Here is a 24,723-nt window from a genome sequence, read left to right as displayed (position 1 = left end):
AAAGGGAATACGTAGTTTGAATCTAATATCAGCTTTTTTGTGTTATACGATAGACACGTGTGGTAGTTTGCACGTCTGAAAAAAATAGTAATTACAAACTTAAAATTGGGCCAACTCTATTAAACTTGGCCAACTTACCACTAATAAAAATGAAAATGCCAAAAATGGCACAAATGCCAACTCACTTTTATGCTTAGTAATGATAAAATAAATAATTGAAGCAAAAGAACTAACAGCAAGCACAATCATGGTAGGAGTAAACCCAAGTAGTAGTTGAAAAATGATAATTAGTTCAATATCGCCAAGACCTAAACCATGAGTTAGAAGACTAGTGATTGCTAGTATTAAAATAGTTAATCCAAGTGATAGTCCAGCCGAAATTGAAAATTGTTGCCAATGAACGGTCAATGCTAGTGACGGAATAAATCCCAGTAGACACGGACTGTAAATAAAATGAGATGTTACGTCGGTAGCAGCACAAAAGATTAAAGTGGCGCTGGCACAAATCCATGTTAAACTTTGTACTACTGAATACTGCTGTAAAGTTGTGAAAAAAATTCCCAGGCCGATTTCAGCAATGGTTGAAAAACTTGAAATTTTTGCATGACAAAAGTGGCAGCGACCACCTTGAACTAGGAAACCGATAATCGGAATTAGTTGCCAATTTTTAAGCTGATGATTGCACTGATCACAATGTGACCGTGGCGCAATAATCGACTGGTGGTTGACTAAACGGACAGCGGTTAATGACAGAAATGAAGCAAAACAAGCACCATAAATAAAATAAAAAATTGTTAGCATAATTTTTCCTCCTAACAATATATGTACGCAGTAAAAATTAATTTTAGTTTTTTAGTGACCAAATGATCGTTGACACTATGCAGCCTGCGTGATATCCTAATAAAGGTGCTTTTTTAGCAACGCAGTTACTCTGTCAGTCGGCAGGTTCGAGCTGTCGTCGGTGAGTAGCACAATTAACACGATTCTTGTGTGTTTTTTTTATAAAGTGAAAAGAACCACCTGGATGTGTGGACTTAAAGCAAAGATGAGAACAAGAAAGGGGAACAAATTTCATGCCAACAATTAACCAATTGGTACGTAAAGGACGTAAGACACATAGCTCAAAGTCGAAGTCACCAGCTTTGAACTTTGGCTACAACAGTTACAAGAAGGCTTCAGTTGTTAACCCATCACCACAAAAAAGAGGAGTTGCTACTCGTGTTGGAACAATGACACCTAAAAAGCCTAACTCTGCATTGCGGAAGTATGCTCGTGTACGTTTATCTAACTTGATCGAAGTAACAGCTTATATTCCAGGGATCGGACACAACTTACAAGAACATAGTGTTGTTTTGATTCGTGGTGGCCGTGTTAAAGATTTACCTGGTGTTCGTTATCACGTTATCCGTGGTACTTTGGATACTGCCGGAGTTGAAGATCGTCGTCAAAGCCGTTCAAAATACGGAACAAAGAAGCCAAAGGAATAAGGAGGGGTTATTTAAATGCCACGTAAAGGACATGTACAACAACGGGAAGTTTTACCCGATCCAATGTACAATTCAAAATTAGTTACAAGTTTAATCAACCACTTGATGATTGATGGTAAAAGAGGAACATCTTCGAAAATCATCTATGGTGCGTTTGAGATGATTAAAGATGAGACTGGCAATGACCCAGTTGAAGTTTTCGGACAAGCAATGGAAAACGTTATGCCTGTCTTGGAAGTTAAGGCTCGCCGTGTTGGTGGTTCTAACTACCAAGTTCCAATCGAAGTTCGTCCAGATCGTCGAACAACACTTGGTCTTCGGTGGATTACTCAATTCTCTCGTTCACGTGGAGAACATACGATGACAGAGCGTTTAGCTCGTGAAATCATGGATGCCGCCAACAATACTGGTGCATCAGTTAAAAAACGTGAAGACACTCACCGTATGGCCGATGCCAACCGTGCGTTTGCACATTATCGTTGGTAATCACTTTAAATTTTGTAAATGGAACCTAGTTTTCAGGACGGTGGCTGTTATATGAAATCATATAAGAGCCACTTTTTCCGGAACTTGGTGAACAATTTAATTAACAGTTGGAAGGAGAAACACTTTTAAGATGGCTAATAAACGAGAATTTCCACTTGAAAAAACTCGTAATATCGGAATCATGGCCCATATTGATGCCGGTAAAACAACAACAACCGAACGAATCTTGTACTATACTGGTAAGATTCATAAAATTGGTGAAACACATGATGGTGCTTCACAAATGGACTGGATGGAACAAGAACAAGAACGTGGAATCACGATTACTTCAGCTGCCACTACGGCTGCTTGGAAGGATCACCGAATCAACATTATTGATACCCCAGGACACGTGGACTTCACTGTTGAAGTTGAACGTTCGCTCCGTGTTTTAGATGGCGCCGTTGCTGTGCTTGATGCACAAGCTGGTGTTGAGCCACAAACTGAAACCGTTTGGCGTCAAGCCTCAGATTACAGTGTTCCACGGATTGTCTTTGCTAACAAAATGGACAAAATTGGTGCGGACTTTGATTATTCAGTTTCAACAATCAAGGATCGACTACAAGCTAACGCTTTACCAATTCAAATGCCAATTGGTGCCGAAGACAACTTCGAAGGAGTTATTGACCTTGTTGAAATGAAGGCTGATATCTATGACGAAGATGAACTTGGCTCAAAATGGGATACAGTTGACGTTCCTGACGCATATAAGGAAGAAGCCAACAAACGTCGTGATGCAATGATCGAGCAACTTGCTGACATTGATGACAATATCATGGAAAAATATCTGGGCGGCGAAGAAGTTTCAGAAGCAGAAATTAAAGCTGCAATTCGCCGTGGTACTTTGAACTTGGAGCTCTTCCCTGTTTTAGCAGGTTCAGCTTTCAAAAACAAGGGCGTTCAGATGATGTTGGATGCAGTTATTGACTACTTACCATCACCACTTGACGTTAAACCTTACAATGCTACTGATCCTGATTCAGGTGAACAAGTTGAATTGGTTGCCGGAGACGACAAGCCATTTGCTGCTTTGGCATTTAAGATTGCTACTGACCCATTTGTTGGTCGTTTGACATTTATTCGTGTGTATACCGGAACACTTGAATCAGGTTCATATGTGTTAAACACGACTAAAGACAAACGTGAACGTGTTGGTCGTTTGCTGCAAATGCATTCAAATCACCGTCAAGAAATCCCAGAAGTATTCTCTGGTGACATTGCTGCCGCAATTGGTCTTAAGAATACAACTACTGGTGATTCGCTTACAGATCCAGACCATCCATTGCAGCTTGAATCAATGGAATTCCCAGACCCAGTTATCCAAGTTGCCGTTGAACCAAAATCAAAGGCTGACCAAGATAAGATGGATATAGCTTTACAAAAGCTAGCTGAAGAAGATCCTACATTCAAGGCTGAAACAAACCCTGAAACCGGTGAAACATTGATTGCCGGAATGGGTGAGTTACATTTGGACATCATCATTGACCGGATGAGACGTGAATTCAACGTTGAAGCTACTGTTGGTAACCCACAAGTTTCCTACCGTGAAGCATTTACTCAGAGCACAAAGGCTCAAGGTAAATTCGTTCGTCAATCAGGTGGTAAAGGTCAATATGGGGATGTTTGGATTGAATTTTCTCCCAACGAAGAAGGAAAAGGCTTTGAATTCGAAGATGCCATTGTTGGTGGGGTTGTTCCTCGTGAATATATTCCATCAGTTGAACAAGGCTTGAAGGAATCGTTGGCTAATGGTGTTCTTGCTGGTTACCCATTGGTTGACTTAAAAGCTAAGTTATATGATGGTAGTTATCATGAAGTCGATTCTAGTGAAGCAGCCTTTAAAGTTGCCGCATCAATGGCTTTGAGAAATGCTGCAAAGACCGCTGCTCCAGTTATTCTAGAACCAATCATGAAGGTTGATATCGTGATTCCTGAAGAATACATGGGCGATATCATGGGCCAAGTTACAGCTCGTCGTGGTCGTATTGAAGGAATGGAAGAGCGTGGCAATGCGCAACAAGTTCATTCATATGTACCGCTAGCTGAAATGTTTGGCTACGCAACAACGCTTCGTTCTGCATCACAAGGTCGTGGTACATTTACAATGGCCTTTGATCACTACGAAAAGGTACCAAAGTCAATTCAAGAAGAAATCATCAAGAAAAACGGTGGTTCAAACGTAAAAGAATAATTGATGTAAAAAAGCATTCCAATTGGAATGCTTTTTTTGTAACTTAAATTTGATAGAGTTATCGAAAAAAATAATACGTCTTTTTTGGTTGGGTAAATTAGTTCGGAAATAAATTGAATTTTATCACAGAAAACTCTTGAATTCTGGGTGTTTCTCTAGTATCATAGGTAAGTGCTTGAGCTTTGAACAGGGAGAAGTATGCCCTGCTCGTGGTTTGAGGTGAACAGTGATGATGTGAAAGGTTGCGACACACCCGGCCGCTTTGCCACAGGATGTGGCGGTAATTTTCACGGAGCTAGTCAAAATTTAAAATATTGACGAAGGAGGGAACAAAATGGCAAAACAAAAGATTCGTATTCGATTGAAGGCTTATGAGCACAGGATCTTAGACCAGTCTGCTGACAAGATTGTCGAGACTGCTAAGAGAACTGGTGCTACTATCTCGGGTCCAATTCCGCTTCCAACAGAACGGACATTGTATACAGTGATTCGAGCAACACATAAGTTTAAGGATTCACGTGAGCAGTTTGAAATGCGCACACACAAACGTTTGATTGATATCGTTGATCCAACACCTAAGACAGTTGATTCATTAATGAAACTTGACTTGCCTAGTGGTGTCGACATTGAAATTAAGCTTTAATAAAATTAATTACAGGATATAGGAGGTGTACTCATGACCAAAGGAATCTTAGGAAAAAAAGTCGGGATGACGCAGGTGTTTACCGAAGCTGGTGAATTAGTCCCTGTTACAGTTGTTGACGTAACTCCCAACGTTGTTTTGCAAGTTAAGTCACTTGAAAGCGATGGTTACGATGCCGTTCAATTAGGCTTCGATGACAAACGTGAAGTTCTCAGCAATAAACCCGAACAAGGTCATGTAGCAAAAGCAAAAGCTACTCCTAAGCGCTTCATCAGTGAAATTAGAGATGCGCAATTAGGAGAAGATATTAAAGTCGGTGACGAAGTTAAAGCAGATCTGTTTGCAGCTGGTGAAGCTGTCGACGTCACTGGTACAACTAAAGGACACGGTTATCAAGGTAACATCCATAAGGATGGCCAACGTCGCGGCCCTATGTCACATGGTTCTCGTTATCACCGTCGTCCAGGTTCACTTGGTGCAATCATTAACCGAGTGTTCAAAGGTAAGCCATTACCAGGTCGTATGGGTGGCAACACAGTAACAATGCAAAACTTGAAGATAGTTCGTGTTGATACTGACAATAATGTTTTGTTGATTAAGGGGAATGTTCCTGGCGCTAACAAATCATATGTGACTGTTCAAAATTCAGTTAAAGCAAACACTAAGAAGAATCTTAGCAAGCAAAAAAATAAAGCTTAAGAAGGGAGGAACTAGGTAATGACAACAAGCGTTGCATTATATAAACAAGATGGAAGTCAAAACGGTTCAGTTGATTTGAATGCTGATGTATTCGGGATCGAACCAAATGAAAATGCCGTATTTGATGCAATTTTGCGTCAACGAGCTTCACTACGTCAAGGTACACATGCGGTTAAAAACCGTAGTGCTGTCCGAGGCGGTGGAAAGAAGCCATGGCGTCAAAAAGGAACAGGTCGTGCTCGTCAAGGATCAATTCGTTCACCACAATGGCGTGGCGGTGGAATTGTCTTCGGACCAACCCCTCGTTCTTACAGTTACAAATTACCTCGTAAGGTTCGTCAATTAGCTATTAAGTCTGCATTGTCTCAAAAGGTTTTGGATGACAGCCTAGTAGTTGTTGATACATTGACATTTGACCAACCAAAGACAAAAGATTTTTCTGCTGTCTTAGGTAACCTTAAAGCAACAGCAAAAACTTTAGTAGTACTTGATGAAGATAGTCAAAATGCTGCATTATCTGCACACAACTTACCAAATGTTACGGTGGTTGATGCAAGTGGTGTGAACATTTTGGATGTAGTTAATAACGATAAGTTAGTAATTACCCAATCAGCTCTTTCTCAGGTAGAGGAGGTGCTCGCATAATGGAAGCACGTGATATTATTCTACGTCCTGTTGTCACAGAAGCAACGATGGCAACCATGGATGACAAGCGCTATACATTTGATGTTGATGTACGAGCTACTAAAACGCAAGTAAAAAAGGCAATCGAAGAAATTTTTGATGTCAAGGTAGTTAAAGTAAACATTATGAATGTTCGTGGTAAGTTGAAGCGACAAGGTCGTTACGCCGGTTACACAAAAAAGCGTCGTAAGGCAATTGTTTCTTTATCTGCCGATTCTAATGAAATTAAGTTATTCAATGAAGAATAATTAAATCTGGAATAGGAGGAAAATACAGTGGGAATTCGGAAATATAAACCAACCACTAACGGTCGTCGTAATATGACTGGTTCTGATTTTGAAGAGATTACAAAAACTACTCCAGAAAAATCATTACTAGCACCTAAGGGTCGTACAGCCGGCCGTAACAGCTACGGACACATTACGGTTCGTCATCGTGGCGGTGGTACAAAGCGTCAATACCGAATCATTGATTTTAAACGAATCAAAGACGGTGTGACTGCTACAGTTAAAGCAATCGAATATGATCCAAACCGAACAGCCAATATTGCATTATTAGTATACGCTGACGGTGTTAAGTCATACATCCTTGCACCTAAGGGATTAACAGTTGGAATGCAGGTTGAATCAGGACCACAAGCTGACATCAAAGTCGGTAATGCATTACTATTAGCTAACATTCCTGTTGGTACTGTGATTCACAATATTGAACTCAAGCCTGGTAAGGGTGGACAAATTGCTCGTTCAGCCGGTGCGTCAGCACAATTACTTGGTAAGGAAGGTAAGTACGTTTTAGTTCGCTTAGCTTCTGGGGAAGTTCGAATGGTTTTGGCTGCTTGCCGTGCAACTATTGGTGCTGTTGGAAATGAACAGCATGAATTGATTAACATTGGTAAAGCTGGTCGTAAACGTTATGCTGGTCAACGACCACACGTTCGTGGATCTGTAATGAACCCTAACGATCACCCTCATGGTGGTGGTGAAGGTAAAGCGCCAGTTGGTCTTCCATCACCTCTATCTCCATGGGGTAAGAAGACTGTTGGTAAGAAGACACGTTCACATAAGGCTCGTTCAAACAAATTGATTGTTCGTGGTCGCAAACGTGGTCCACATACTCGCTAAAAAAATTATTATTGCAATTTAAAATCCGAGAGGAGGTCACATAATGGGTCGTAGTTTAAAAAAGGGACCGTTTGCCGATGCTCATCTTCTAAAGAAGGTTGCAGCACAAGAAGGTCAAGATAAAAAAACGGTTATTAAAACATGGTCACGCCGTTCAACAATTTTTCCTAGTTTTATTGGGTATACATTTGCTGTTTATGATGGTCGCAAACATGTACCAGTTTACGTTCAAGATGATATGGTAGGACATAAGCTTGGTGAATTTGTGCCTACACGGACATTCCATGGTCATGGAACAAACAGTGATAAAGCAACCAGTGTTGTTGCTAAGTAAAGGAGGGTGAATTATGGCAGAACAAATCACATCAGCTAAGGCAACAGCTACAACTGTGCGTGTTTCTTCACGTAAAGTACGTTTGGTATTAGATACTATTCGTGGTAAAAATGTTGCCGAGGCATTTGCAATTCTGAAGTTCACTCCTCGTGGTGCATCTTCAGATGTTGAAAAAGTTCTAAAATCTGCTGTTGCAAACGCTGAAAATAATTTTGATTTAGATCGTGAATCATTGGTTGTAAGTGAAACTTTTGCAAATGAAGGACCAACGCTCAAACGTTTCCGTCCTCGCGCTAAGGGTTCAGCTTCACCAATCAACAAACGAACAAGTCATATTACAGTGGTTGTGTCAGAAAAATAGGAGGAATAACTAGTGGGTCAAAAGATTAATCCAACTGGATTCCGTGTCGGGGTCATTCGCGATTGGCAAGCTAAGTGGTATGCTGAAAAAGATTATGCTACTTACTTGAACGAAGACTTACGGATCCGTAAATATATCGCAACACGACTTGCTGAAGCCTCTGTTTCAACCGTTGAAATTGAACGTGCCGCTAACCGGGTAAACGTATCAATTCATACTGCCAAACCAGGAATGGTCATTGGTAAGGGTGGTTCAGAAGTAGAAGCACTTCGTAAAGAGTTAAACAAACTTACAGGCAAACGAGTTCATATTAACATCGTTGAAATCAAAAAGCCTGATTTAGATGCTCACCTTGTTGGCGAAAGTATTGCTCGTCAACTTGAAGGCCGAGTTGCGTTCCGTCGTGCTATGCGTGGAGCGATGCAACGAACAATGCGTTCAGGCGCAAAAGGTATTAAGACACAGGTTGCTGGTCGTTTGAATGGTGCTGACATGTCACGTGTTGAATCATATTCAGATGGAACAGTTCCTCTGCATACTTTGCGTGCTGACATTGACTATTCTTGGGATGAAGCACAAACAACCTATGGTAAATTAGGTGTTAAGACTTGGATCTACCGAGGAGAAATTCTTCCTCAAAAGAAAGGCGTTCAAACGAACGTTAAAGAGCAAGGAGGGAAATAAGCATGCTAATACCGAAACGAGTTAAGTTTCGTCGTGAGCAACGTGGCCACATGCGTGGCGAGGCTAAGGGTGGCAAAACTGTTACCTTTGGTGATTACGGAATTCAAGCACTAGAATCACACTGGATTTCAAACCGTCAAATTGAAGCCGCTCGTGTTGCGATGAACCGTTATATGAAGCGTGGTGGGAAAGTTTGGATTAAGATTTTCCCTCACAAATCCTACACTGCTAAAGGTGTTGGAGTTCGAATGGGTAATGGGAAAGGTGCACCTGAAGGATGGGTTTCACCTGTTAAGCGTGGCAAAATAATGTTTGAAGTTGGCGGCGTTTCTGAAGAAGTCGCTCGTGAAGCATTACGTCTTGCCAGCCACAAATTACCAGTTCGCACCAAGATTGTAAAACGTGAGGAAGTAGGTGGCGAATCAAATGAAGACTAAAGATTTCGTTCAAGAATTAAACGGATTAACCACTGCTGAAATGCTTGTTAGAGAAAAGAATTTGAAGGATCAATTGTTTAACTTACGTTTCCAATTAGCTACTGGTCAACTGGAAAACACTGCAAGTCTTAACAAAGTTCGTAAAGACATTGCACGAGTTAAGACAGTTCTTCGTCAACAAGAATCAAATAACTAGAATACGGAAAAGGAGGATTAACGCATGAATGAAGAACGTAATGCCCGCAAGGTATATCAAGGTCGCGTTGTTTCAGACAAAATGGATAAAACCATCACTGTTAGAGTTGAAACTTATAAAAACGCTCCTGTTTATGGCAAGCGAGTTAAATATTCAAAGAAATACTATGCGCACGATGAAAATAACGAAGCTAAAACTGGCGATATTGTTCGTATCATGGAAACTCGACCACTCTCTGCTACAAAGCGTTTCCGTCTTGTATCGATTGTTGAAAAAGCTGTTATTATCTAAATCATCACTTAAATTCGTATTCTGATTTGAAGATGGAAGGAGGACATAACCGTGATTCAACAAGAAAGTCGATTAAAAGTTGCTGATAACTCTGGTGCCCGTGAAATCCTAGTAATTAAGATTTTAGGTGGTTCACGTGTCAAGACAGGTAATATTGGTAACATTATTGTTGCTACTGTTAAACAAGCAACACCAGGTGGCGTTGTCAAAAAAGGTGACGTTGTCAAAGCAGTCGTTGTTCGAACTAAGTCAGGACTTCACCGTGCTGATGGTTCATATATCAAATTTGATGAAAATGCAGCTGTACTTATCAAGGATGATAAGAGCCCACAAGGTACTCGTATCTTTGGACCTATCGCTCGTGAACTACGTGATGATGATTTCATGAGAATCGTATCATTAGCTCCGGAAGTACTGTAATTTCATCTGAAAAATAAGGAGGTGCGCGATCAACATGTTTGTAAAAACTGGTGACAAAGTTCGAGTAATCAGCGGTAAGGATAAAGGTAAAGAAGGTACCATCACTAAGACCTTAAGTAAAGCTAACCGTGTGGTTGTCGAAGGCGTCAATATGGTGAAAAAACACCAAAAACCTAGTAATGAATTTCCACAAGGTGGCGTGATTGATAAAGAAGCGCCAATTCAAGTTTCAAATGTCATGCTCATTGACCCTTCCAATAACGAGCCTACTCGTATAGGTGTTAAAGTTGTTGATGGCAAAAAAGTTCGTGTGGCAAAGAAATCAGGACAAACTCTTGATTAATTTTTAAGGAAGGAGGAACAAAACTTCATGGTAAACCGTTTGAAGGACAAGTATGTTAATGAAGTAACACCTTCATTAGTTGAAAAGTTTAACTATACTTCTATTATGCAGACACCTAAGATTGATAAGATCGTTTTGAATATGGGTGTCGGTGATGCAACGACCAATGCTAAGAATCTTGATGAGGCTGTTGAAGAATTATCATTGATTTCTGGTCAAAAGCCTTTGGTTACAAAAGCTAAAAAGTCAATTGCCGGCTTCCGTCTTCGTGAAGGAATGTCAATTGGTGCCAAAGTCACATTACGTGGCGATCGCATGTATGATTTCTTAGACAAATTGGTTAATGTTTCACTCCCTCGGGTTCGTGATTTTCATGGTGTTAGCAACAAAGCATTTGATGGTCGCGGAAACTATACTTTAGGTGTTCGTGAACAATTAATTTTCCCAGAAATTAACTATGATAATGTAAATCGTGTTCGTGGTTTAGACATCGTTATTGTTACTACTGCACAATCCGATGAAGAATCACGCGAACTATTGGCACAGTTAGGTATGCCATTTGCTAAATAAATAAGGAGGTTCCACGAATTGGCAAAAAAATCACAAATTGCTAAAAACAAGCGTCCAGCTAAGTTTTCGACACAAGCGTACACACGCTGTGAGCGTTGTGGACGTCCACACTCTGTTTATCAAAAGTTCCATTTATGCCGTATTTGCTTACGTGAGCTTGCCCACAAAGGCCAAATTCCTGGTATGAAAAAGGCTAGCTGGTAAACTAAATTAAACCAACACAAAGGAGGATAAACATCAATGTCTATGACTGATCCAATTGCAGATTTCTTAACGCGGATTCGTAACGCGAACATGGTTCGTCATGAATCACTAGAAGTTCCTGCATCAAAAATTAAGCATGACATTGCTGAAATCTTGAAAAAAGAAGGTTTCGTACGCGATGTTGAATATATTGATGATGACAAACAAGGTGTCATTCGTGTGTTCTTAAAGTACGGCAAAGACAACGAACGTGTTATTTCCGGTTTGAAACGAATTTCAAAGCCAGGTTTACGTTCATATGTTCAAGCAGATGCTGTTCCTAAGGTTTTAAATGGTCTTGGAATTGCAATTATCTCTACCTCACAAGGTGTCGTAACAGATAAAGAAGCACGCGCTAAAAAAGTTGGCGGCGAAGTTCTCGCCTACATTTGGTAATAAAATAATATAAGTTAGGAGGTGCATATCGTGAGTCGGATTGGTTATAAAGTAGTTGAATTACCCGCTGGTGTTGAAGTTAAACGTGATGGTGATGATGTGACAGTTAAGGGTCCTAAGGGTTCATTGACTCGGACAATTTCACCAATTATCACAATGAACGTTGATGGCACTAGTGTTAAGTTTGATCGACCAGATAACAACAATAAAACTCGTGCTCTTCATGGTACAACTCGTGCTAACTTCAACAACATGGTTGAAGGTGTGGTTAACGGTTTTTCTAAAACATTAAAACTTGTTGGTGTTGGATATCGTGCCCAATTGAAGGGTAAGAAGTTAATTTTAGCTGTTGGGTATTCCCATCCAGTTGAGTTTGATACACCAGAAGGATTGTCATTAGAAGTGCCTGATAACACGACGATTAAAATTGATGGTATCAGCAAACAAGCAGTCGGTGACTTTGCAGCGGAAGTTCGTGCCGTACGTTTACCAGAACCTTACAAAGGTAAAGGTATTCGTTACGAGGATGAATATGTTCGTCGTAAGGAAGGTAAGACTGGTAAGTAGTTTCGTAATTATAATTAAAATAAAGAGGTGACTGTTGTGATTTCCAAACCAGATAAGAACCAAACCCGTCAACGTCGTCATGCGCGCGTTCGCGGTAAGATTTCTGGTACTGCGGAGCGCCCACGCTTAAATGTTTTTCGTTCAAACAAGAACATCTACGCTCAATTAATTGATGATGTAGAGGGTGTGACGCTCGCAAGTGCCTCCACAATAGACAGTGAAGTAAGTGGCAAGACCAAGACAGAACAAGCAACTGAGGTTGGTACATTGATTGCCAAGCGCGGTTCAGAAAAGAAAATTTCTGATGTTGTTTTTGATCGTGGCGGTTATTTATATCACGGACGTGTTCAAGCTTTAGCTGAAGCAGCACGTGAAAATGGATTGAAGTTCTAAGAAAAGGAGGAATAACCCGTAATGGCATTTATTGACCCATCAAAATTAGATCTTGAAGATAATGTTGTTTCTATCAACCGAATTACTAAAGTTGTTAAAGGTGGACGTCGTCTTCGTTTCGCTGCATTAGTAATTGTTGGCGATAAGAAGGGACATGTTGGCTTTGGTACTGGTAAGGCACAAGAAGTTCCAGAAGCAATTCGAAAAGCTGTTGAAGCAGCCAAAAAGAATTTGATTGAAGTTCCAATCGTTGGAACAACTTTGCCACACCAAGTACTTGGCGTTTATGGTGGCGGTCGTATCTTGTTGAAGCCTGCTGTTGAAGGTTCTGGGGTTGCTGCTGGTGGTGCTGTCCGTTCCGTCATGGATTTGGCTGGTGTTGCTGATGTAACGTCAAAACGTTTAGGTTCTAATACTCCTGTCAATGTTGTTCGTGCAACATTTGAAGGCTTGAAAGAACTTAAGAGTGCAGAAGAAGTTTCAACTTTGCGTGGCGTTTCACTCGAACACTTAGCACAATAGTAGGAGGACAATTATGGCTCAAGTAAAAATTACTTTAATTCGTAGCGTGACCCACCGTCTTCCAGCTCAACGTGTAATTGTTAAATCGTTAGGGTTAGGACGCGTGAACAGTTCTGTTATCAAACCTGATAACGAAGCAACGCGCGGCGCTATTTTTAAAATTGCTCACTTGGTTTCTGTTGAAGAAGTTAAGTAGTTTAGAAAAATATACAAGGAGGTGCCTACCAATATGAAGTTACATGAATTACAACCCGCTGAAGGTTCACGTGGCACACGCAACCGTCTTGGCCGTGGTACGTCATCTGGCAATGGTAAAACAGCCGGACGTGGCCAAAAGGGTCAAAAAGCGCGTAGCAAAACACGTGTTGGATTTGAAGGGGGCCAAATGCCTCTCTATCGTCGAATTCCTAAACGTGGATTTACAAACATTAGTCGTAAAGAATATGCGATTGTAAACCTATCTGTATTAGATAAGTTTGATGATGGTACTGAAATTACACCAACATTGTTGGTTGAAAACAAAGTTGTCAAGAATGAAAAAAGTGGCATTAAGATTCTGGGCAATGGTTCATTGTCAAAGAAGTTAACTGTTAAAGCAAACAAGTTTTCTGCTTCTGCTGTTTCAGCAATTGAAGCTGCAGGTGGTAAAACTGAGGTGATTTAATGTTCACAACTATGAAAAATGCATTCAAAGTTAAAGATATTCGCAAGAAAATCATGTTTACTTTGTTTGTTTTAGTTGTATATCGATTAGGGGCCTTTATTACAGTTCCCGGAATTAATGCAGCTGCATTACAAGAAGTTGCATCAACTGGGCTGGCATCTATTATGAACACATTTAGTGGTGGTGGTTTGTCAAACTATTCACTGTTTGCAATGGGGGTTTCACCCTACATTACAGCTCAAATTGTGGTTCAATTATTGCAAATGGACATTGTGCCTAAGTTCGTTGAGTGGAGTAAACAAGGGGAAGTTGGTCGTCGTAAGCTGAATCAAGCAACCAGATGGCTGACAATTGTCCTTGGTTTTATTCAATCAATCGGAATTACTGCAGGGTTTAATGCATTAAGTACATTGAAGTTAGTTAACAATCCTGGGCTTAAAACATACTTGATGATCGGTTTGATTTTAACGGCTGGGACCATGTTAGCAACTTGGATGGGTGATATGATCACCGAACGTGGTTTGGGTAATGGTGTTTCGATGCTGATTTTTGCCGGAATTATTGCCCAAATGCCAACAGGAATTAGCGAAATGTGGAATGATCAAATTTCTGGTGCTTCAGGCAGTGAACTATGGATGGGAATTGGTTTTATTGCATTAGTAGCTGTTGCTCTCCTGGTTATTGTTACCTTTGTTACTTGGGTTCAACAAGCAGAACGACGCTTACCAATTCAATATACGCGACGGACAACGGCTGCTCCTGAAAGCAGTTATCTTCCATTGAAGATCAACGTTGCCGGTGTTATTCCAGTTATCTTTGCAGGTTCATTTGTTTCCACACCGCAAACGATTCTGATGGCATTTCAGCAAAATCATGGTGATGACCGCTGGTACCAAATCATGACGAATATTTTCAACATGCAAACGACCAGTGGAACATCACTGTATATTTTGTTAATTGTTCTCTTTACCTTTTTCTATGCGTTTGTTCAGGTTAATCCTGAAAAATTGGCAGAGAATTTGCAAAAGCAGGGCAGTTACATTCCTGGTGTTTGGCCAGGTAAAGCGACGCAAAGCTTTGTTTCATCATTGTTGATGCGACTCAGTACTGTGGGTGCTTTGTTCCTCGGGGTTATTTCATTAATTCCATTGTTAGCTAGTAACATTTGGAACCTAAGTCAATCAATTGGCTTAGGCGGTACTAGTTTGCTGATTATCGTTCAAATTGCTTTGGACGTTATCCGTCAACTGAATGGTTTAATGATGAAACGAGAGTATATCGGTTTTATTAGAGAATAGTTCGGCTAATGGGAGGCATAAACTAGTGAGTACGATGAATTTAATCTTAATGGGGTTGCCTGGCGCAGGTAAAGGTACTCAGGCACAAAAAATTGTTGAGGAATTTCATATTCCGCATATTTCAACTGGTGACATTTTTCGTGAAGCAATGAAAAATGAGACGCCAATGGGATTGCAGGCTAAGGGTTTTATTGATAAAGGTGAATTGGTGCCAGACGAGGTTACTAATGGAATTGTGCAAGAGCGATTGGCAAAGGCTGATACTGCTGCAGGATTTATGTTAGATGGCTTTCCACGGAACTTGACTCAGGCAAAAGCACTAGACAAAATGTTGGATGACTCTAATCGTCAGTTGGACGCTGTATTGAATATCGATGTAGATCCAGCGGTACTAGCAGAACGGTTGACCGGCAGATTTATTTGTCGAAATTGTGGTGCAACCTATCACCGAATTTATAATCCACCCAAGGTTGAAGGAACATGTGATGTTTGTGGTCACCATGATTTTTATCAACGTGACGATGACAAACCAGATACAGTTAAAAATCGACTTGATGTTAACATTAAAATGAATACACCGTTAGTTGATTATTATACAAAAGCTGGTGTGTTACACACGGTGAATGGTGAACAAGACATTGATTTGGTTTACCAAGCAGTTTCAAAAATACTGGCGAACTTGTAACGGCGCTGATGGTCCATTCTTGCTTTGACTAGCAACCTGTGGTAAACTACTTTAGGTTTAGCTAGAAAAATGCAGGGTGGAACAAATGTGTCCACCATTTTTACGTCAATTTTATGAAAATTATGCAAGGAGGAACCTATCATTGGCAAAAGATGATGTTATTGAAATCGAAGGTAAAGTTACAGAAACTTTACCAAACGCAATGTTTAAAGTGGAACTAGAAAATGGTCATGAGATCTTGGCCCATGTTTCTGGGAAAATTAGAATGCACTATATCAAAATTTTGCCAGGCGATCGTGTTCAAGTTGAGATGTCACCCTATGATTTATCAAAGGGCCGGATTACATTTCGCTTTAAATAAATTAATTAGTAATTGGACTTTTAACTTTCTAGGAGGGTATTCAAATGAAAGTAAGACCATCAGTAAAGCCAATGTGTGAACACTGTAAAGTGATCAAACGTCATGGCCGTGTTATGGTAATTTGCTCCGCAAATCCTAAACACAAACAACGTCAAGGTAAGTAATTTATTAATGAAATGGAGGTGCAGTAATTAATGGCTCGTATTGCAGGTGTCGATTTACCTCGTGATAAGCGAATCGTAATCGGATTAACTTATATTTTTGGAATTGGTAATACAACTGCCCAAGAAATTTTGTCAAATGCTGGCGTTTCTGAAGAAATTCGCGTGCGCGATTTAACTCCAGACCAGGAAGATAAGATTCGGACAGAAGTTGACCAATTAAAGGTTGAAGGTGATCTTCGTCGTGAAGTATCATTGAATATCAAGCGACTTCAAGAAATTGGTTCATATCGTGGCATGCGTCATCGTCGTGGTTTGCCAGTTCGTGGACAACATACAAAGAACAATGCTCGTACTCGTAAGGGTAAGACTGTTTCTATTGCTGGCCGCAAAAAATAAATATTAGAAAAGGAGGTTTGACATTTCTATGGCTACAAGAAAAGGTACGCGTAAGCGTCGAGTAAAAAAGAATATTGAATCCGGTGTGGCTCACATCCATTCAACTTTTAATAATACGTTAGTTATGATCACGGATATGCAAGGAAATGCTGTTGCTTGGTCTTCTGCTGGATCTTTAGGATTCAAAGGAAGCCGTAAGTCAACACCATTTGCTGCCCAAATGTCAGCAGAAGCTGCTGCTAAAGCATCAATGGAACACGGCATGAAGACTGTTGAAGTTGCTGTTAAGGGACCTGGTTCTGGTCGTGAAGCTGCAATTCGTGCACTTCAAACAACTGGACTTGAAGTTAGTGCAATCCGTGATGTGACCCCAGTGCCACATAATGGTTCTCGTCCTCCAAAGCGTCGTCGTGTTTAATTCAGTGCATTTCCGTGGAGAAGTTCTTCATACCAATGTAATTTCGTATTAATAACGAACCACGTTTTGAAAGGGGTAAAGGATAAGAATGATCGAATTTGAGAAACCTAACATTCACAAAGTTGATGAAAGCAATAACTATGGCAAGTTTGTCGTAGAACCACTTGAGCGCGGTTATGGAACAACTCTTGGCAACTCGCTCCGTCGCATTTTGCTCGCATCACTTCCAGGAGCAGCGATTACTAGTATTCAAATTGATGGAGTCCTTCATGAATTTTCGACCATTGAGGGCGTTACTGAAGATGTGACTCAAATCATTTTGAACATGAAAAAGGTATCATTGAAAATTGATACTGAAGAAGATAAAACATTAGAGATTGATGTTAAGGGACCAGCTGAAGTTACTGCCGGTGATATTCAAACTGACGGTGATGTTACAGTTTTGAATCCGGATCTTCATATTGCTACAGTTGCCGATGGTGCTGAATTGCATATTCAAATGACCGCTGATAAGGGTCGCGGCTATGTTTCGGCAGATGATAACAAAGCGCGCATGGATGATCTTCAAATCGGAGTTTTGCCAATTGATTCCATCTATACCCCAATCGAACGCGTCAACTACACAGTTGAGAATGCTCGTGTTGGTCAACGTAACGATTATGACAAGTTAACACTTGATGTTTGGTCAGATGGTTCGATTACACCGAGTGAATCAGTTAGTTTAGCTGCTAAAATTTTAACAGAGCATTTATCAATGTTTGTTGACCTAACAGACACTGCTAAAAATGCTGAAATTATGGTGGAAAAAGAAGAAACCCATAAAGAAAAAATGTTAGAAATGACAATTGAAGAATTGGACTTGTCTGTTCGTTCTTATAACTGTCTCAAGCGTGCCGGCATTAACACCGTGCAGGAATTAACTGATCGTTCAGAGGCTGATATGATGAAGGTTCGTAATTTAGGACGTAAGTCATTGGAAGAAGTTAAGGCTAAGTTAGCCGATCTAGGATTATCACTTCGCCAAGAAGATTAATTATTCACAAAAGGAGGAAGCCAGTTCATGAGTTACCGTAAATTAGGTCGTACAAGTTCACAACGAAAAGCTTTATTGCGTGATTTAACTACCAATTTAATCGTTAATGGTCGGATCGAAACTACTGAGGCACGCGCTAAGGAAGTTCGTCGTTCTGCTGAAAAAATGATTACGCTTGGTAAGCGTGGCGATATGCATGCACGTCGTCAAGCTGCTGCATTCATTCGTAATGTTGTCGCAGATGTCAAAGAAGACGGCGATGATGTTCGTGTTCAGTCTGCACTTCAAAATTTATTTGAAGAATTAGCACCTAAGTATGCTGATCGTAATGGTGGATATACACGAACTTTGAAGACCATGCCTCGTCGTGGAGACGCCGCACAAATGGTTATTTTGGAATTTGTTGATTAATTCATCAATTTAACTAAATACGTAATAAAGAATCACTATGATTGCTGGTATAAAGCGTTATGATGGTGGAAAGTAATTTCCTAGTCTAGCTTGAATGCGAAATTTATTTCGTGCGCCGCAGTTGTAAGTGATTTTTTTAGTTTCAATGATACTAGTTTGCTATTGGTCCAATGATAGATATGGTATTATTGAGCTATCGTTTAATATAGGAGTAAGTACATATTATGACAGCTATTATTTCCGCTAAGAGTGTTTCATATCATTATCCTGATGAAAAAGGTGATGCCCTGCATGATTTATCATTTGATGTTAAGCAAGGTGATTGGGTAGCAGTAGTTGGCCATAACGGCAGTGGCAAGAGTACGTTAGCCAAGGCAATCGATGGTTTGTTAGACTTCAATGACGGTGAAATTTTCATCGATGGACGGTTAATTCAAGAAGACAACATCTGGGATATTCGGCGTAAAATCGGATTTGTCTTTCAGAATCCAGATAATCAATTTGTTGGCGCTACGGTAGCTGATGACGTTGCCTTTGGCTTGGAAAATCGGCATGTTCCTCGCACTGAGATGATTACCAAGGTTAATGAGGCTCTAACAATGGTTGGGATGAGTGAATTTGCCGATCGTGAGCCGGCTACTTTATCAGGAGGACAAAAGCAGCGAGTGGCGTTAGCTGGTGTCGTAGCTATGCGGCCAGAAATTTTAATTTTGGATGAGGCTACTAGTATGCTGGATCCAGAAGGTCGTGAGACAATCTTGACACTATTAAAACAGCTACGGCAGCAATATCATTTGACGGTTCTGGCGATTACCCATGATATTGATGAAGCGGCAATGGCTGATCACATTTTACTGATTGACGACGGTCGCTTAGTTGATCAAGGAACACCGGCAGAAATTTTGACGCAAGGAGATCGGTTGCTAGAACTTGGGCTGGATGTTCCATTTGGTGAAAAAGTTAAACGCGCATTACAAGATGAGCTACAAGTCCCTAAAGAATACATGAACAGTAACAGGATGGTGGATTGGCTATGGCAGAAATTGAATTTAACCAAGTAGGGTTTGTGTATCAACCCGGCACGCCGTTTGAGGCTACAGCGTTGACAGACATTAATTTAACGATAGAGTCTAACACTTATACGGCCATTGTTGGCCACACGGGCAGTGGTAAATCAACTTTGATCCAGTTACTGGATGGGCTGCTAAAGCCTACCAGTGGCAGTGTTACTGTGGGTAAAATCACTGTGGGCCATGATAGCTCTAATCAACAACTAGCCAAATTACGGCAGCACGTCGGCATTGTGTTCCAGTTTCCTGAAAGCCAACTATTTGAGGAAACAGTGCTCAAGGATATTGCGTTTGGTCCTAAAAATTTAGGTAAGACCAACGAAGAAGCAGAGCAGCTTGCAAATCAAGCCATGCGATTAGTGGGGTTGGATGCTAGTTTAGCAAGTCATTCACCATTTGAATTATCTGGTGGTCAAATGCGCCGAGTAGCAATTGCAGGTGTGCTAGCAATGCAGCCGCAAATTCTTATTTTAGATGAACCCACTGCGGGACTAGATCCGCGCGGGCAACGGGAAATTATGGAATTATTTGCACAGCTACAACAGCAACAACAGTTGACGGTGATCTTAGTGACCCATCAAATGGAAGATGCAGCTAAATATGCAGACCAGGTTGTAGTGATGAATCATGGAGCTGTTGTTAAAACGGGTGCGCCGCGCGAGATTTTTATCGAGCCAAAATGGTTACAAGCCAATCACTTGATGGTGCCTAAAACAACCGCTTTTGCACAAGCGTTACAGCATCATGGGTTTAAGTTTGATCCATTTCCAATGACAGTGGCGGAGCTAACCGCGCAAGTTAGTCAGCAACTAGAAAGTGGGGCACAATAATGTTTTCAAAGGTATTATTTGGCCGATATGTGCCCACTAATTCATTTATTCATCGACTGGATCCGCGTGCAAAGTTAGTCCTTAGTTTCTATTTTATTGTCATTATTTTTTTTGCGAATAGTTGGTTAGCCTACGCATTTTTAGGCTTGTTCACACTGGTTGTTATTTTGAGTACTAAAGTTAAGCTAGGTTTTTTCTGGGATGGGATTAAGCCATTGATTTGGATTATTTTGTTTACCGTGATCTTGCAAATGTTGTTCAGCAATGGCGGGCATATCTATTGGCATTGGGGGATTTTTTCGATTACCCAGTTTGGTCTAATCAATGGAGGTTATATTTTTTGTCGGTTTTTACTGATTATCTGCATGTCGACAGTTTTGACGCTCACTACGCCCCCGTTATTAATCGCTGATGCAGTCGAGTCACTCATGAAACCCCTAATTAAGATTAAGGTCCCCGTCTATGAAATTGCGTTAATGCTATCGATTGCATTACGATTTGTGCCTACTTTACTAGATGAGACCCAAAAAATTATGAATGCCCAACGCGCCCGGGGGGTCGATTTTAGTACGGGTAGTATTTGGAAGCGAATTAAATCTGTGATCCCGATCCTAATCCCGCTCTTTATTAGTGCGTTTAATCGTGCAGATGAGTTGGCAACTGCGATGGAAGCACGTGGCTATCGTGGTGGCGAGGGTCGTAGTAAATTTAGAATTTTACAGTGGCACGGTAAAGATACAGCCGCATGTCTGGTCATGGTGGTTGTTACAATTGTTTTGGTAGGAGTTAGACTTTATTCATGATTAAGAAAACAGCACGTTATAAAATTACATTTGCCTATGATGGTTCTAATTTTGCTGGAATGCAGGTACAACCACACCAGCGAACCGTGGAACAGGTACTGACAGTTGCGGTCAATCGCATTGCTAAGAAACCGCAGCCGCCAGTTGCAGTGATTGCATCCGGACGAACTGATGCGAAGGTGCATGCACTTGGGCAAGTGGCACATTTTGATTTACCATTTGAAATTGAACCGGTGGCGTTACTAAAAGCACTTAACAGTTCTTTACCACTAGACGTGCTTGTTAAAAAAGTTGAACCAGTTAGTTTTGATTTTCATGCTCGCTTTAGTGCTCATAATAAGCGTTATCGCTATCGTGTGTCGCAAGGCGAGTTTGTCAATCCATTTAAGCGTGATTACACTGGGCACTTTAAATATCCCTTAGATGTCGCTAAAATGCAGCTGGCGTGCCAAGACTTTGTGGGGGAACATGATTTTACAAGTTTTGTTGCATCTGGGAGTAATGTTAAGAGTCACGTGCGGACCATTTATTCAGCTACAGTTGTGCCTGACAATACCCAAAATGAGATTGTGTTAGAATTTTCCGGTAGTGGCTTTTTATATAACCAAGTGCGGATCATGGTGGCTGTGTTGTTAGAAATTGGTACTGGTCAACGAGCAGTTGATGATATCCCTAAAATATTGGCGGGTAAAGACAGGCAGTTAGCGCGGTGGACGGCTCCTGCAAGTGGATTGTATTTAGTGAGTGTTGGCTATGAAAATAATTTGCATAATACTACGAAAAGCATTGACGAAAAAGGAAATTTAAAGTAAACTTGTCGTTGGTATTCTTTGTCCACCTGATGGGCCCGGTACGCTTATAATGTCGACGAAGATAACAGAAAATGGAGGATTCAACATTGAGAACGACTTACTTAGCAAATCCAAATGAAATTGACCGCAAATGGTATATTGTTGACGCTACAGACGTACCCATGGGACGTTTATCAACAGTAGTTGCTTCAATTTTACGTGGTAAAAACAAACCAACATTCACCCCTAATGTGGATACGGGTGATAACGTGATTGTTATTAACGCATCTCAAATCAAATTAACTGGAAACAAGGCTAATGGCAAGTTCTACTATCGCCATTCAGATTATCCTGGTGGAATCAAACAGCGTTCAGCTGGTGATTTGAGAGCAAATAACCCAGAAAGATTGATTGAAATGTCAGTTAAGGGAATGTTACCTCACAATACGCTTGGTCGTAAGATGGGGATGAAGCTCCATGTTTACGCTGATGCAAATCACAAGCATGAAGCACAAAAACCCGAAGTATTAGACATTACAAACTTAATCTAAGGAGGAAATGGAATTGGCTCAAGTACAATATAGCGGCACAGGTCGTCGTAAAAATTCAACTGCACGTGTTCGATTAGTACCCGGTTCAGGTAAAATTACAATGAACGGAAAAGATATTGAAGATTACATTCCATTTGCTAACTTAAGAGCAGTGGTTTTGCAACCATTCACAGCAACAGAAACAACTGGTACCTATGACGTTTTAGTTAACGTTCGTGGTGGTGGTTTCTCTGGTCAAGCTGGCGCAACTCGTCACGGCATTGCCCGTGCCTTGTTAGGCGTTGATCCTGATTTCCGTGGACCTTTGAAGCGCGCTGGGTTATTAACCCGTGATGCTCGTATGAAGGAACGTAAGAAGCCAGGTCTTAAGAAGGCTCGTAAAGCTAGTCAATTTTCAAAGCGTTAATATACTACGGTATATCAGCGAATATCAAGTGTTTCACAACTTTGGTTGTGGGGCACTTTTTTTGTAAAAAATATTTAAAATTGATTTTGCTTTGATTTACATTGGTTTTCAAATAACTATTAAAAAAAGTTAATTTTCTAATCTAAATCTAATAATTCGTGATATAATTATATACATCGTCACATGTTCAGCAGGTAACATGTTTTCAAAGAAATGCGATTTTTTACATGAACGTGGTGATAACATCGCACCAACAAATTAAGTAGGTGCAAAAAATACATAATAGAGGAGTTTTTCGACATGACATATAAATTTTCCAAGCATGTACCACAATCAGATGTTGACGCAGTTGGTGACATTTTAAAAGTAGCTGGTGATCCGAAAGTCACTTCATTTGCAGGTGGCCTGCCTGCTCCTGAACTTTTCCCAGTTGAAGAAGTTAAGGCAGCTGCTAATCGAGTTCTAACTGGGAATGGGAGAGCAGCCTTACAATATGGTTCTTCTCAAGGAGTTCCCGGGTTACGCCAGGTTATTTTAAATCGACTAGAGATCGAAGGAATCAAGACGGACAGCGATCACGTGATGGTAGCCACAGGTTCACAGCAGTCGATTGATTTAACTGGGAAAATATTTATCGATGAAGGCACCACTGTTATCGTTGAAGATCCTACTTATTTGACTGCCATTGATGTTTTTAGATCATACGGCGCGCACTTCGTCGGTGTTGATATGGACGAAGACGGCATGAAGATGGATGCGTTGGAAGAAGCACTAAAGAACAATCCTGATACTCGGTTAATTTATACAGTACCAACTTTTCAAAATCCAACCGGCCGGACGATGACATTGGAACGACGAAAAAAGCTCGTTGAATTAGCAGGAAAGTATGATGTATTAGTCTTGGAAGACAATCCATATGGTGCGATTAGGTGGTCAGGTAACAACCTACCATCCCTGAAATCACTCGATAAAAACAATCACGTAATCTACATGGGAACGTTATCTAAAATTTTCTCACCAGGATTACGACTTGGCTGGGTAGTAGCTGATCCGAAGTTAATTAAAAAGTATACAATGATGAAGCAATCGGCGGATTTACACACTGATAGTCTGGCACAATACATTGCGGCGGAATACTTTGCCGAAAATGATATCGAGGACCATGTTACTGCCATCACAGCGCTGTACCACAAGCGGGAACAAATTATGGTAGACGCTGTGGATAAATATTTCCCGGCCGGAGTTACGCATAGTAATCCTGAGGGTGGAATGTTTCTATGGGTGATGGTACCAGGAGTTGCGGACTCGCAAAAACTATTTGATGCGGCTCTTAAGCGGAATGTTGCCATCGTACCAGGCGATCCATTCTTTGGTAATGAAAGCATTCCGGGGACGTTTAGAATGAACTATTCGAATACACCGGAAGACAAGATTGAAGACGGCGTCAAGCGATTAGCCGAGGCGATTGAAGAGGTTATGAGTAAGTAGTCGAACTTAGTTTTATTACTTATAAAAAGAAGAACCAGTAACTTTCAATTTTTTGAAAGCTGCCGGTTCTTCTTTTTTGATTAGTGGTAGAAACAACAATAATTTTTCTAAAATTTAAGCATAAAAAAGTAAGTACACAAAAACGTATCCATTCACCATAGTTAGTGACAATAAGTACGAAACTTTTCAGGATTAACACGTTTAATTTAAATTGACCATACTCAAATGATTTTTAAGGGAATGGATT

40 protein-coding genes are annotated in these 24,723 nt (G+C 40.6%); 39 read left to right on the top strand and 1 reads right to left on the bottom strand.

The window, feature by feature from the left end; translation table 11 throughout:
- Positions 1–99: 99 nt before the first annotated feature.
- Complete coding sequence (locus tag WDC_RS06415; RefSeq protein ID WP_044011048.1) at positions 100–801, bottom strand: prepilin peptidase; 702 nt, start codon at positions 799–801, stop codon at positions 100–102.
- A 272-nt stretch (positions 802–1,073) separates the two neighbouring features.
- Here WDC_RS06415 and rpsL point away from each other — a divergent pair, with 272 nt between their 5' ends.
- The 39 genes from rpsL (at position 1,074) to WDC_RS06220 (ending at position 24,476) form a co-directional block, all read left to right on the top strand.
- Positions 1,074–1,487 (top strand): 30S ribosomal protein S12, encoded by a 414-nt coding sequence (gene rpsL, locus WDC_RS06410; RefSeq protein WP_044011047.1) that lies wholly within the window; start codon positions 1,074–1,076, stop codon positions 1,485–1,487.
- 15 nt (positions 1,488–1,502) lie between these two features.
- Positions 1,503–1,973, top strand: coding sequence for a 30S ribosomal protein S7 (rpsG, locus tag WDC_RS06405; RefSeq protein WP_044011046.1), 471 nt, complete (start codon positions 1,503–1,505; stop codon positions 1,971–1,973).
- Between the two features lie 130 nt (positions 1,974–2,103).
- The gene (fusA, locus tag WDC_RS06400; RefSeq protein ID WP_044011045.1) at positions 2,104–4,203 is read left to right on the top strand and encodes an elongation factor G; all 2,100 of its coding nucleotides are present in this window, start codon (positions 2,104–2,106) and stop codon (positions 4,201–4,203) included.
- A gap of 334 nt (positions 4,204–4,537) precedes the next feature.
- The gene (gene rpsJ / locus WDC_RS06395) at positions 4,538–4,846 is read left to right on the top strand and encodes a 30S ribosomal protein S10 (RefSeq protein ID WP_044011044.1); all 309 of its coding nucleotides are present in this window, start codon (positions 4,538–4,540) and stop codon (positions 4,844–4,846) included.
- A 33-nt stretch (positions 4,847–4,879) separates the two neighbouring features.
- Positions 4,880–5,545, top strand: coding sequence for a 50S ribosomal protein L3 (gene rplC / locus WDC_RS06390; protein ID WP_044011043.1), 666 nt, complete (start codon positions 4,880–4,882; stop codon positions 5,543–5,545).
- Between the two features lie 18 nt (positions 5,546–5,563).
- Complete coding sequence (rplD, locus tag WDC_RS06385; RefSeq protein ID WP_044011042.1) at positions 5,564–6,190, top strand: 50S ribosomal protein L4; 627 nt, start codon at positions 5,564–5,566, stop codon at positions 6,188–6,190.
- Complete coding sequence (rplW, locus tag WDC_RS06380; protein WP_044011041.1) at positions 6,190–6,477, top strand: 50S ribosomal protein L23; 288 nt, start codon at positions 6,190–6,192, stop codon at positions 6,475–6,477. Before rplD ends, rplW begins: the two co-directional genes overlap by 1 nt.
- Before the next feature lie 27 nt (positions 6,478–6,504).
- Positions 6,505–7,350, top strand: coding sequence for a 50S ribosomal protein L2 (gene rplB, locus WDC_RS06375; RefSeq protein WP_044011040.1), 846 nt, complete (start codon positions 6,505–6,507; stop codon positions 7,348–7,350).
- 43 nt (positions 7,351–7,393) lie between these two features.
- Complete coding sequence (rpsS, locus tag WDC_RS06370) at positions 7,394–7,684, top strand: 30S ribosomal protein S19 (protein WP_044011039.1); 291 nt, start codon at positions 7,394–7,396, stop codon at positions 7,682–7,684.
- A gap of 13 nt (positions 7,685–7,697) precedes the next feature.
- Positions 7,698–8,045: a 50S ribosomal protein L22 gene (gene rplV, locus WDC_RS06365; RefSeq protein ID WP_041092793.1), complete on the top strand. Its 348-nt coding sequence runs from the start codon at positions 7,698–7,700 to the stop codon at positions 8,043–8,045.
- Positions 8,046–8,057: 12 nt separating this feature from the next.
- Positions 8,058–8,729, top strand: coding sequence for a 30S ribosomal protein S3 (gene rpsC / locus WDC_RS06360; RefSeq protein WP_044011038.1), 672 nt, complete (start codon positions 8,058–8,060; stop codon positions 8,727–8,729).
- Positions 8,730–8,731: 2 nt separating this feature from the next.
- A complete protein-coding gene (gene rplP / locus WDC_RS06355) occupies positions 8,732–9,166 on the top strand; it encodes a 50S ribosomal protein L16 (RefSeq protein WP_044011037.1) in 435 nt (144 codons plus the stop codon).
- Positions 9,156–9,362, top strand: a complete 207-nt coding sequence (gene rpmC / locus WDC_RS06350) for a 50S ribosomal protein L29 (protein ID WP_044011036.1) — start codon at positions 9,156–9,158, stop codon at positions 9,360–9,362. The genes rplP and rpmC overlap by 11 nt, the downstream gene beginning before the upstream one ends.
- A 24-nt stretch (positions 9,363–9,386) precedes the next feature.
- On the top strand, positions 9,387–9,653 hold the full coding sequence (rpsQ, locus tag WDC_RS06345) for a 30S ribosomal protein S17 (protein WP_044011035.1): 267 nt from the start codon (positions 9,387–9,389) through the stop codon (positions 9,651–9,653).
- Between the two features lie 51 nt (positions 9,654–9,704).
- Positions 9,705–10,073, top strand: coding sequence for a 50S ribosomal protein L14 (gene rplN / locus WDC_RS06340; RefSeq protein ID WP_044011034.1), 369 nt, complete (start codon positions 9,705–9,707; stop codon positions 10,071–10,073).
- Positions 10,074–10,107: 34 nt separating this feature from the next.
- On the top strand, positions 10,108–10,416 hold the full coding sequence (gene rplX / locus WDC_RS06335) for a 50S ribosomal protein L24 (protein WP_044011033.1): 309 nt from the start codon (positions 10,108–10,110) through the stop codon (positions 10,414–10,416).
- Between the two features lie 27 nt (positions 10,417–10,443).
- Positions 10,444–10,986 (top strand): 50S ribosomal protein L5, encoded by a 543-nt coding sequence (gene rplE / locus WDC_RS06330; RefSeq protein WP_044011032.1) that lies wholly within the window; start codon positions 10,444–10,446, stop codon positions 10,984–10,986.
- An 18-nt stretch (positions 10,987–11,004) separates the two neighbouring features.
- Positions 11,005–11,190, top strand: coding sequence for a type Z 30S ribosomal protein S14 (locus WDC_RS06325; protein WP_011668486.1), 186 nt, complete (start codon positions 11,005–11,007; stop codon positions 11,188–11,190).
- A 36-nt stretch (positions 11,191–11,226) separates the two neighbouring features.
- The gene (rpsH, locus tag WDC_RS06320; RefSeq protein WP_044011031.1) at positions 11,227–11,625 is read left to right on the top strand and encodes a 30S ribosomal protein S8; all 399 of its coding nucleotides are present in this window, start codon (positions 11,227–11,229) and stop codon (positions 11,623–11,625) included.
- A gap of 30 nt (positions 11,626–11,655) precedes the next feature.
- The gene (gene rplF / locus WDC_RS06315) at positions 11,656–12,192 is read left to right on the top strand and encodes a 50S ribosomal protein L6 (RefSeq protein WP_044011030.1); all 537 of its coding nucleotides are present in this window, start codon (positions 11,656–11,658) and stop codon (positions 12,190–12,192) included.
- Positions 12,193–12,228: 36 nt separating this feature from the next.
- Positions 12,229–12,585 (top strand): 50S ribosomal protein L18, encoded by a 357-nt coding sequence (gene rplR / locus WDC_RS06310; RefSeq protein WP_156127012.1) that lies wholly within the window; start codon positions 12,229–12,231, stop codon positions 12,583–12,585.
- A 21-nt stretch (positions 12,586–12,606) separates the two neighbouring features.
- The gene (gene rpsE / locus WDC_RS06305) at positions 12,607–13,107 is read left to right on the top strand and encodes a 30S ribosomal protein S5 (RefSeq protein ID WP_044011028.1); all 501 of its coding nucleotides are present in this window, start codon (positions 12,607–12,609) and stop codon (positions 13,105–13,107) included.
- 13 nt (positions 13,108–13,120) lie between these two features.
- Positions 13,121–13,303, top strand: a complete 183-nt coding sequence (gene rpmD / locus WDC_RS06300; protein ID WP_044011027.1) for a 50S ribosomal protein L30 — start codon at positions 13,121–13,123, stop codon at positions 13,301–13,303.
- Positions 13,304–13,336: 33 nt separating this feature from the next.
- Positions 13,337–13,771, top strand: coding sequence for a 50S ribosomal protein L15 (gene rplO / locus WDC_RS06295; RefSeq protein WP_044011026.1), 435 nt, complete (start codon positions 13,337–13,339; stop codon positions 13,769–13,771).
- Complete coding sequence (gene secY / locus WDC_RS06290; RefSeq protein WP_044011025.1) at positions 13,771–15,069, top strand: preprotein translocase subunit SecY; 1,299 nt, start codon at positions 13,771–13,773, stop codon at positions 15,067–15,069. Before rplO ends, secY begins: the two co-directional genes overlap by 1 nt.
- A gap of 34 nt (positions 15,070–15,103) precedes the next feature.
- Positions 15,104–15,754, top strand: a complete 651-nt coding sequence (locus tag WDC_RS06285; RefSeq protein WP_044011049.1) for an adenylate kinase — start codon at positions 15,104–15,106, stop codon at positions 15,752–15,754.
- 142 nt (positions 15,755–15,896) lie between these two features.
- Positions 15,897–16,115: a translation initiation factor IF-1 gene (gene infA / locus WDC_RS06280; protein WP_041092824.1), complete on the top strand. Its 219-nt coding sequence runs from the start codon at positions 15,897–15,899 to the stop codon at positions 16,113–16,115.
- A gap of 44 nt (positions 16,116–16,159) precedes the next feature.
- Entirely contained in the window at positions 16,160–16,279 is a 120-nt protein-coding gene (rpmJ, locus tag WDC_RS06275; protein WP_041092826.1) for a 50S ribosomal protein L36, read from the top strand.
- A 30-nt stretch (positions 16,280–16,309) separates the two neighbouring features.
- Positions 16,310–16,675: a 30S ribosomal protein S13 gene (gene rpsM, locus WDC_RS06270; RefSeq protein WP_044011024.1), complete on the top strand. Its 366-nt coding sequence runs from the start codon at positions 16,310–16,312 to the stop codon at positions 16,673–16,675.
- A 28-nt stretch (positions 16,676–16,703) separates the two neighbouring features.
- Positions 16,704–17,093 carry a 30S ribosomal protein S11 gene (gene rpsK / locus WDC_RS06265; RefSeq protein ID WP_044011023.1) on the top strand — a complete coding sequence of 130 codons (390 nt, stop codon included), beginning with the start codon at positions 16,704–16,706 and terminating at the stop codon, positions 17,091–17,093.
- A gap of 88 nt (positions 17,094–17,181) precedes the next feature.
- Entirely contained in the window at positions 17,182–18,126 is a 945-nt protein-coding gene (locus WDC_RS06260) for a DNA-directed RNA polymerase subunit alpha (RefSeq protein WP_044011022.1), read from the top strand.
- 27 nt (positions 18,127–18,153) lie between these two features.
- Positions 18,154–18,537 carry a 50S ribosomal protein L17 gene (gene rplQ, locus WDC_RS06255; protein WP_044011021.1) on the top strand — a complete coding sequence of 128 codons (384 nt, stop codon included), beginning with the start codon at positions 18,154–18,156 and terminating at the stop codon, positions 18,535–18,537.
- 224 nt (positions 18,538–18,761) lie between these two features.
- Positions 18,762–19,598, top strand: coding sequence for an energy-coupling factor ABC transporter ATP-binding protein (locus tag WDC_RS06250; protein WP_044011020.1), 837 nt, complete (start codon positions 18,762–18,764; stop codon positions 19,596–19,598).
- Complete coding sequence (locus tag WDC_RS06245) at positions 19,571–20,437, top strand: energy-coupling factor ABC transporter ATP-binding protein (protein WP_044011019.1); 867 nt, start codon at positions 19,571–19,573, stop codon at positions 20,435–20,437. The genes WDC_RS06250 and WDC_RS06245 overlap by 28 nt, the downstream gene beginning before the upstream one ends.
- The gene (locus WDC_RS06240; RefSeq protein WP_044011018.1) at positions 20,437–21,240 is read left to right on the top strand and encodes an energy-coupling factor transporter transmembrane component T family protein; all 804 of its coding nucleotides are present in this window, start codon (positions 20,437–20,439) and stop codon (positions 21,238–21,240) included. Before WDC_RS06245 ends, WDC_RS06240 begins: the two co-directional genes overlap by 1 nt.
- Positions 21,237–22,052, top strand: a complete 816-nt coding sequence (truA, locus tag WDC_RS06235; protein ID WP_044011017.1) for a tRNA pseudouridine(38-40) synthase TruA — start codon at positions 21,237–21,239, stop codon at positions 22,050–22,052. Before WDC_RS06240 ends, truA begins: the two co-directional genes overlap by 4 nt.
- A gap of 86 nt (positions 22,053–22,138) precedes the next feature.
- Positions 22,139–22,582, top strand: a complete 444-nt coding sequence (gene rplM, locus WDC_RS06230; protein ID WP_044011016.1) for a 50S ribosomal protein L13 — start codon at positions 22,139–22,141, stop codon at positions 22,580–22,582.
- 13 nt (positions 22,583–22,595) lie between these two features.
- A complete protein-coding gene (gene rpsI / locus WDC_RS06225) occupies positions 22,596–22,988 on the top strand; it encodes a 30S ribosomal protein S9 (RefSeq protein ID WP_044011015.1) in 393 nt (130 codons plus the stop codon).
- A 300-nt stretch (positions 22,989–23,288) separates the two neighbouring features.
- Positions 23,289–24,476 carry an aminotransferase-like domain-containing protein gene (locus WDC_RS06220; protein ID WP_044011014.1) on the top strand — a complete coding sequence of 396 codons (1,188 nt, stop codon included), beginning with the start codon at positions 23,289–23,291 and terminating at the stop codon, positions 24,474–24,476.
- The last annotated feature ends 247 nt before the right edge of the window (positions 24,477–24,723 follow it).

The sequence above is a fragment of the Paucilactobacillus wasatchensis genome (assembly GCF_000876205.1).
Classification (GTDB): Bacteria; Bacillota; Bacilli; order Lactobacillales; family Lactobacillaceae; genus Paucilactobacillus; species Paucilactobacillus wasatchensis.
Note: the sequence above shows the minus strand (reverse complement) of the source record. Positions and strands in the feature narration are given on the sequence as shown.

Coding starts and splice junctions, on each gene's coding strand:
- WDC_RS06260 (WP_044011022.1), top strand. CDS start 17,182: ATGATCGAATTTGAGAAACCTAACATTCACAAAGTTGATGAAAGCAAT.
- rpsM (WP_044011024.1), top strand. CDS start 16,310: ATGGCTCGTATTGCAGGTGTCGATTTACCTCGTGATAAGCGAATCGTA.
- rplO (WP_044011026.1), top strand. CDS start 13,337: ATGAAGTTACATGAATTACAACCCGCTGAAGGTTCACGTGGCACACGC.
- rpsS (WP_044011039.1), top strand. CDS start 7,394: ATGGGTCGTAGTTTAAAAAAGGGACCGTTTGCCGATGCTCATCTTCTA.
- truA (WP_044011017.1), top strand. CDS start 21,237: ATGATTAAGAAAACAGCACGTTATAAAATTACATTTGCCTATGATGGT.
- rplQ (WP_044011021.1), top strand. CDS start 18,154: ATGAGTTACCGTAAATTAGGTCGTACAAGTTCACAACGAAAAGCTTTA.
- WDC_RS06250 (WP_044011020.1), top strand. CDS start 18,762: ATGACAGCTATTATTTCCGCTAAGAGTGTTTCATATCATTATCCTGAT.
- rpsK (WP_044011023.1), top strand. CDS start 16,704: ATGGCTACAAGAAAAGGTACGCGTAAGCGTCGAGTAAAAAAGAATATT.
- rpsE (WP_044011028.1), top strand. CDS start 12,607: ATGGCATTTATTGACCCATCAAAATTAGATCTTGAAGATAATGTTGTT.
- rpmJ (WP_041092826.1), top strand. CDS start 16,160: ATGAAAGTAAGACCATCAGTAAAGCCAATGTGTGAACACTGTAAAGTG.
- rplX (WP_044011033.1), top strand. CDS start 10,108: ATGTTTGTAAAAACTGGTGACAAAGTTCGAGTAATCAGCGGTAAGGAT.
- WDC_RS06240 (WP_044011018.1), top strand. CDS start 20,437: ATGTTTTCAAAGGTATTATTTGGCCGATATGTGCCCACTAATTCATTT.
- rpsG (WP_044011046.1), top strand. CDS start 1,503: ATGCCACGTAAAGGACATGTACAACAACGGGAAGTTTTACCCGATCCA.
- WDC_RS06220 (WP_044011014.1), top strand. CDS start 23,289: ATGACATATAAATTTTCCAAGCATGTACCACAATCAGATGTTGACGCA.
- fusA (WP_044011045.1), top strand. CDS start 2,104: ATGGCTAATAAACGAGAATTTCCACTTGAAAAAACTCGTAATATCGGA.
- rpmD (WP_044011027.1), top strand. CDS start 13,121: ATGGCTCAAGTAAAAATTACTTTAATTCGTAGCGTGACCCACCGTCTT.
- rpsJ (WP_044011044.1), top strand. CDS start 4,538: ATGGCAAAACAAAAGATTCGTATTCGATTGAAGGCTTATGAGCACAGG.
- rpsL (WP_044011047.1), top strand. CDS start 1,074: ATGCCAACAATTAACCAATTGGTACGTAAAGGACGTAAGACACATAGC.
- rpsH (WP_044011031.1), top strand. CDS start 11,227: ATGTCTATGACTGATCCAATTGCAGATTTCTTAACGCGGATTCGTAAC.
- rpsQ (WP_044011035.1), top strand. CDS start 9,387: ATGAATGAAGAACGTAATGCCCGCAAGGTATATCAAGGTCGCGTTGTT.
- WDC_RS06285 (WP_044011049.1), top strand. CDS start 15,104: ATGAATTTAATCTTAATGGGGTTGCCTGGCGCAGGTAAAGGTACTCAG.
- rplW (WP_044011041.1), top strand. CDS start 6,190: ATGGAAGCACGTGATATTATTCTACGTCCTGTTGTCACAGAAGCAACG.
- rplD (WP_044011042.1), top strand. CDS start 5,564: ATGACAACAAGCGTTGCATTATATAAACAAGATGGAAGTCAAAACGGT.
- rplP (WP_044011037.1), top strand. CDS start 8,732: ATGCTAATACCGAAACGAGTTAAGTTTCGTCGTGAGCAACGTGGCCAC.
- rplE (WP_044011032.1), top strand. CDS start 10,444: ATGGTAAACCGTTTGAAGGACAAGTATGTTAATGAAGTAACACCTTCA.
- rplC (WP_044011043.1), top strand. CDS start 4,880: ATGACCAAAGGAATCTTAGGAAAAAAAGTCGGGATGACGCAGGTGTTT.
- WDC_RS06415 (WP_044011048.1), bottom strand. CDS start 801: ATGCTAACAATTTTTTATTTTATTTATGGTGCTTGTTTTGCTTCATTT.
- secY (WP_044011025.1), top strand. CDS start 13,771: ATGTTCACAACTATGAAAAATGCATTCAAAGTTAAAGATATTCGCAAG.
- rpmC (WP_044011036.1), top strand. CDS start 9,156: ATGAAGACTAAAGATTTCGTTCAAGAATTAAACGGATTAACCACTGCT.
- rplV (WP_041092793.1), top strand. CDS start 7,698: ATGGCAGAACAAATCACATCAGCTAAGGCAACAGCTACAACTGTGCGT.
- WDC_RS06245 (WP_044011019.1), top strand. CDS start 19,571: ATGGCAGAAATTGAATTTAACCAAGTAGGGTTTGTGTATCAACCCGGC.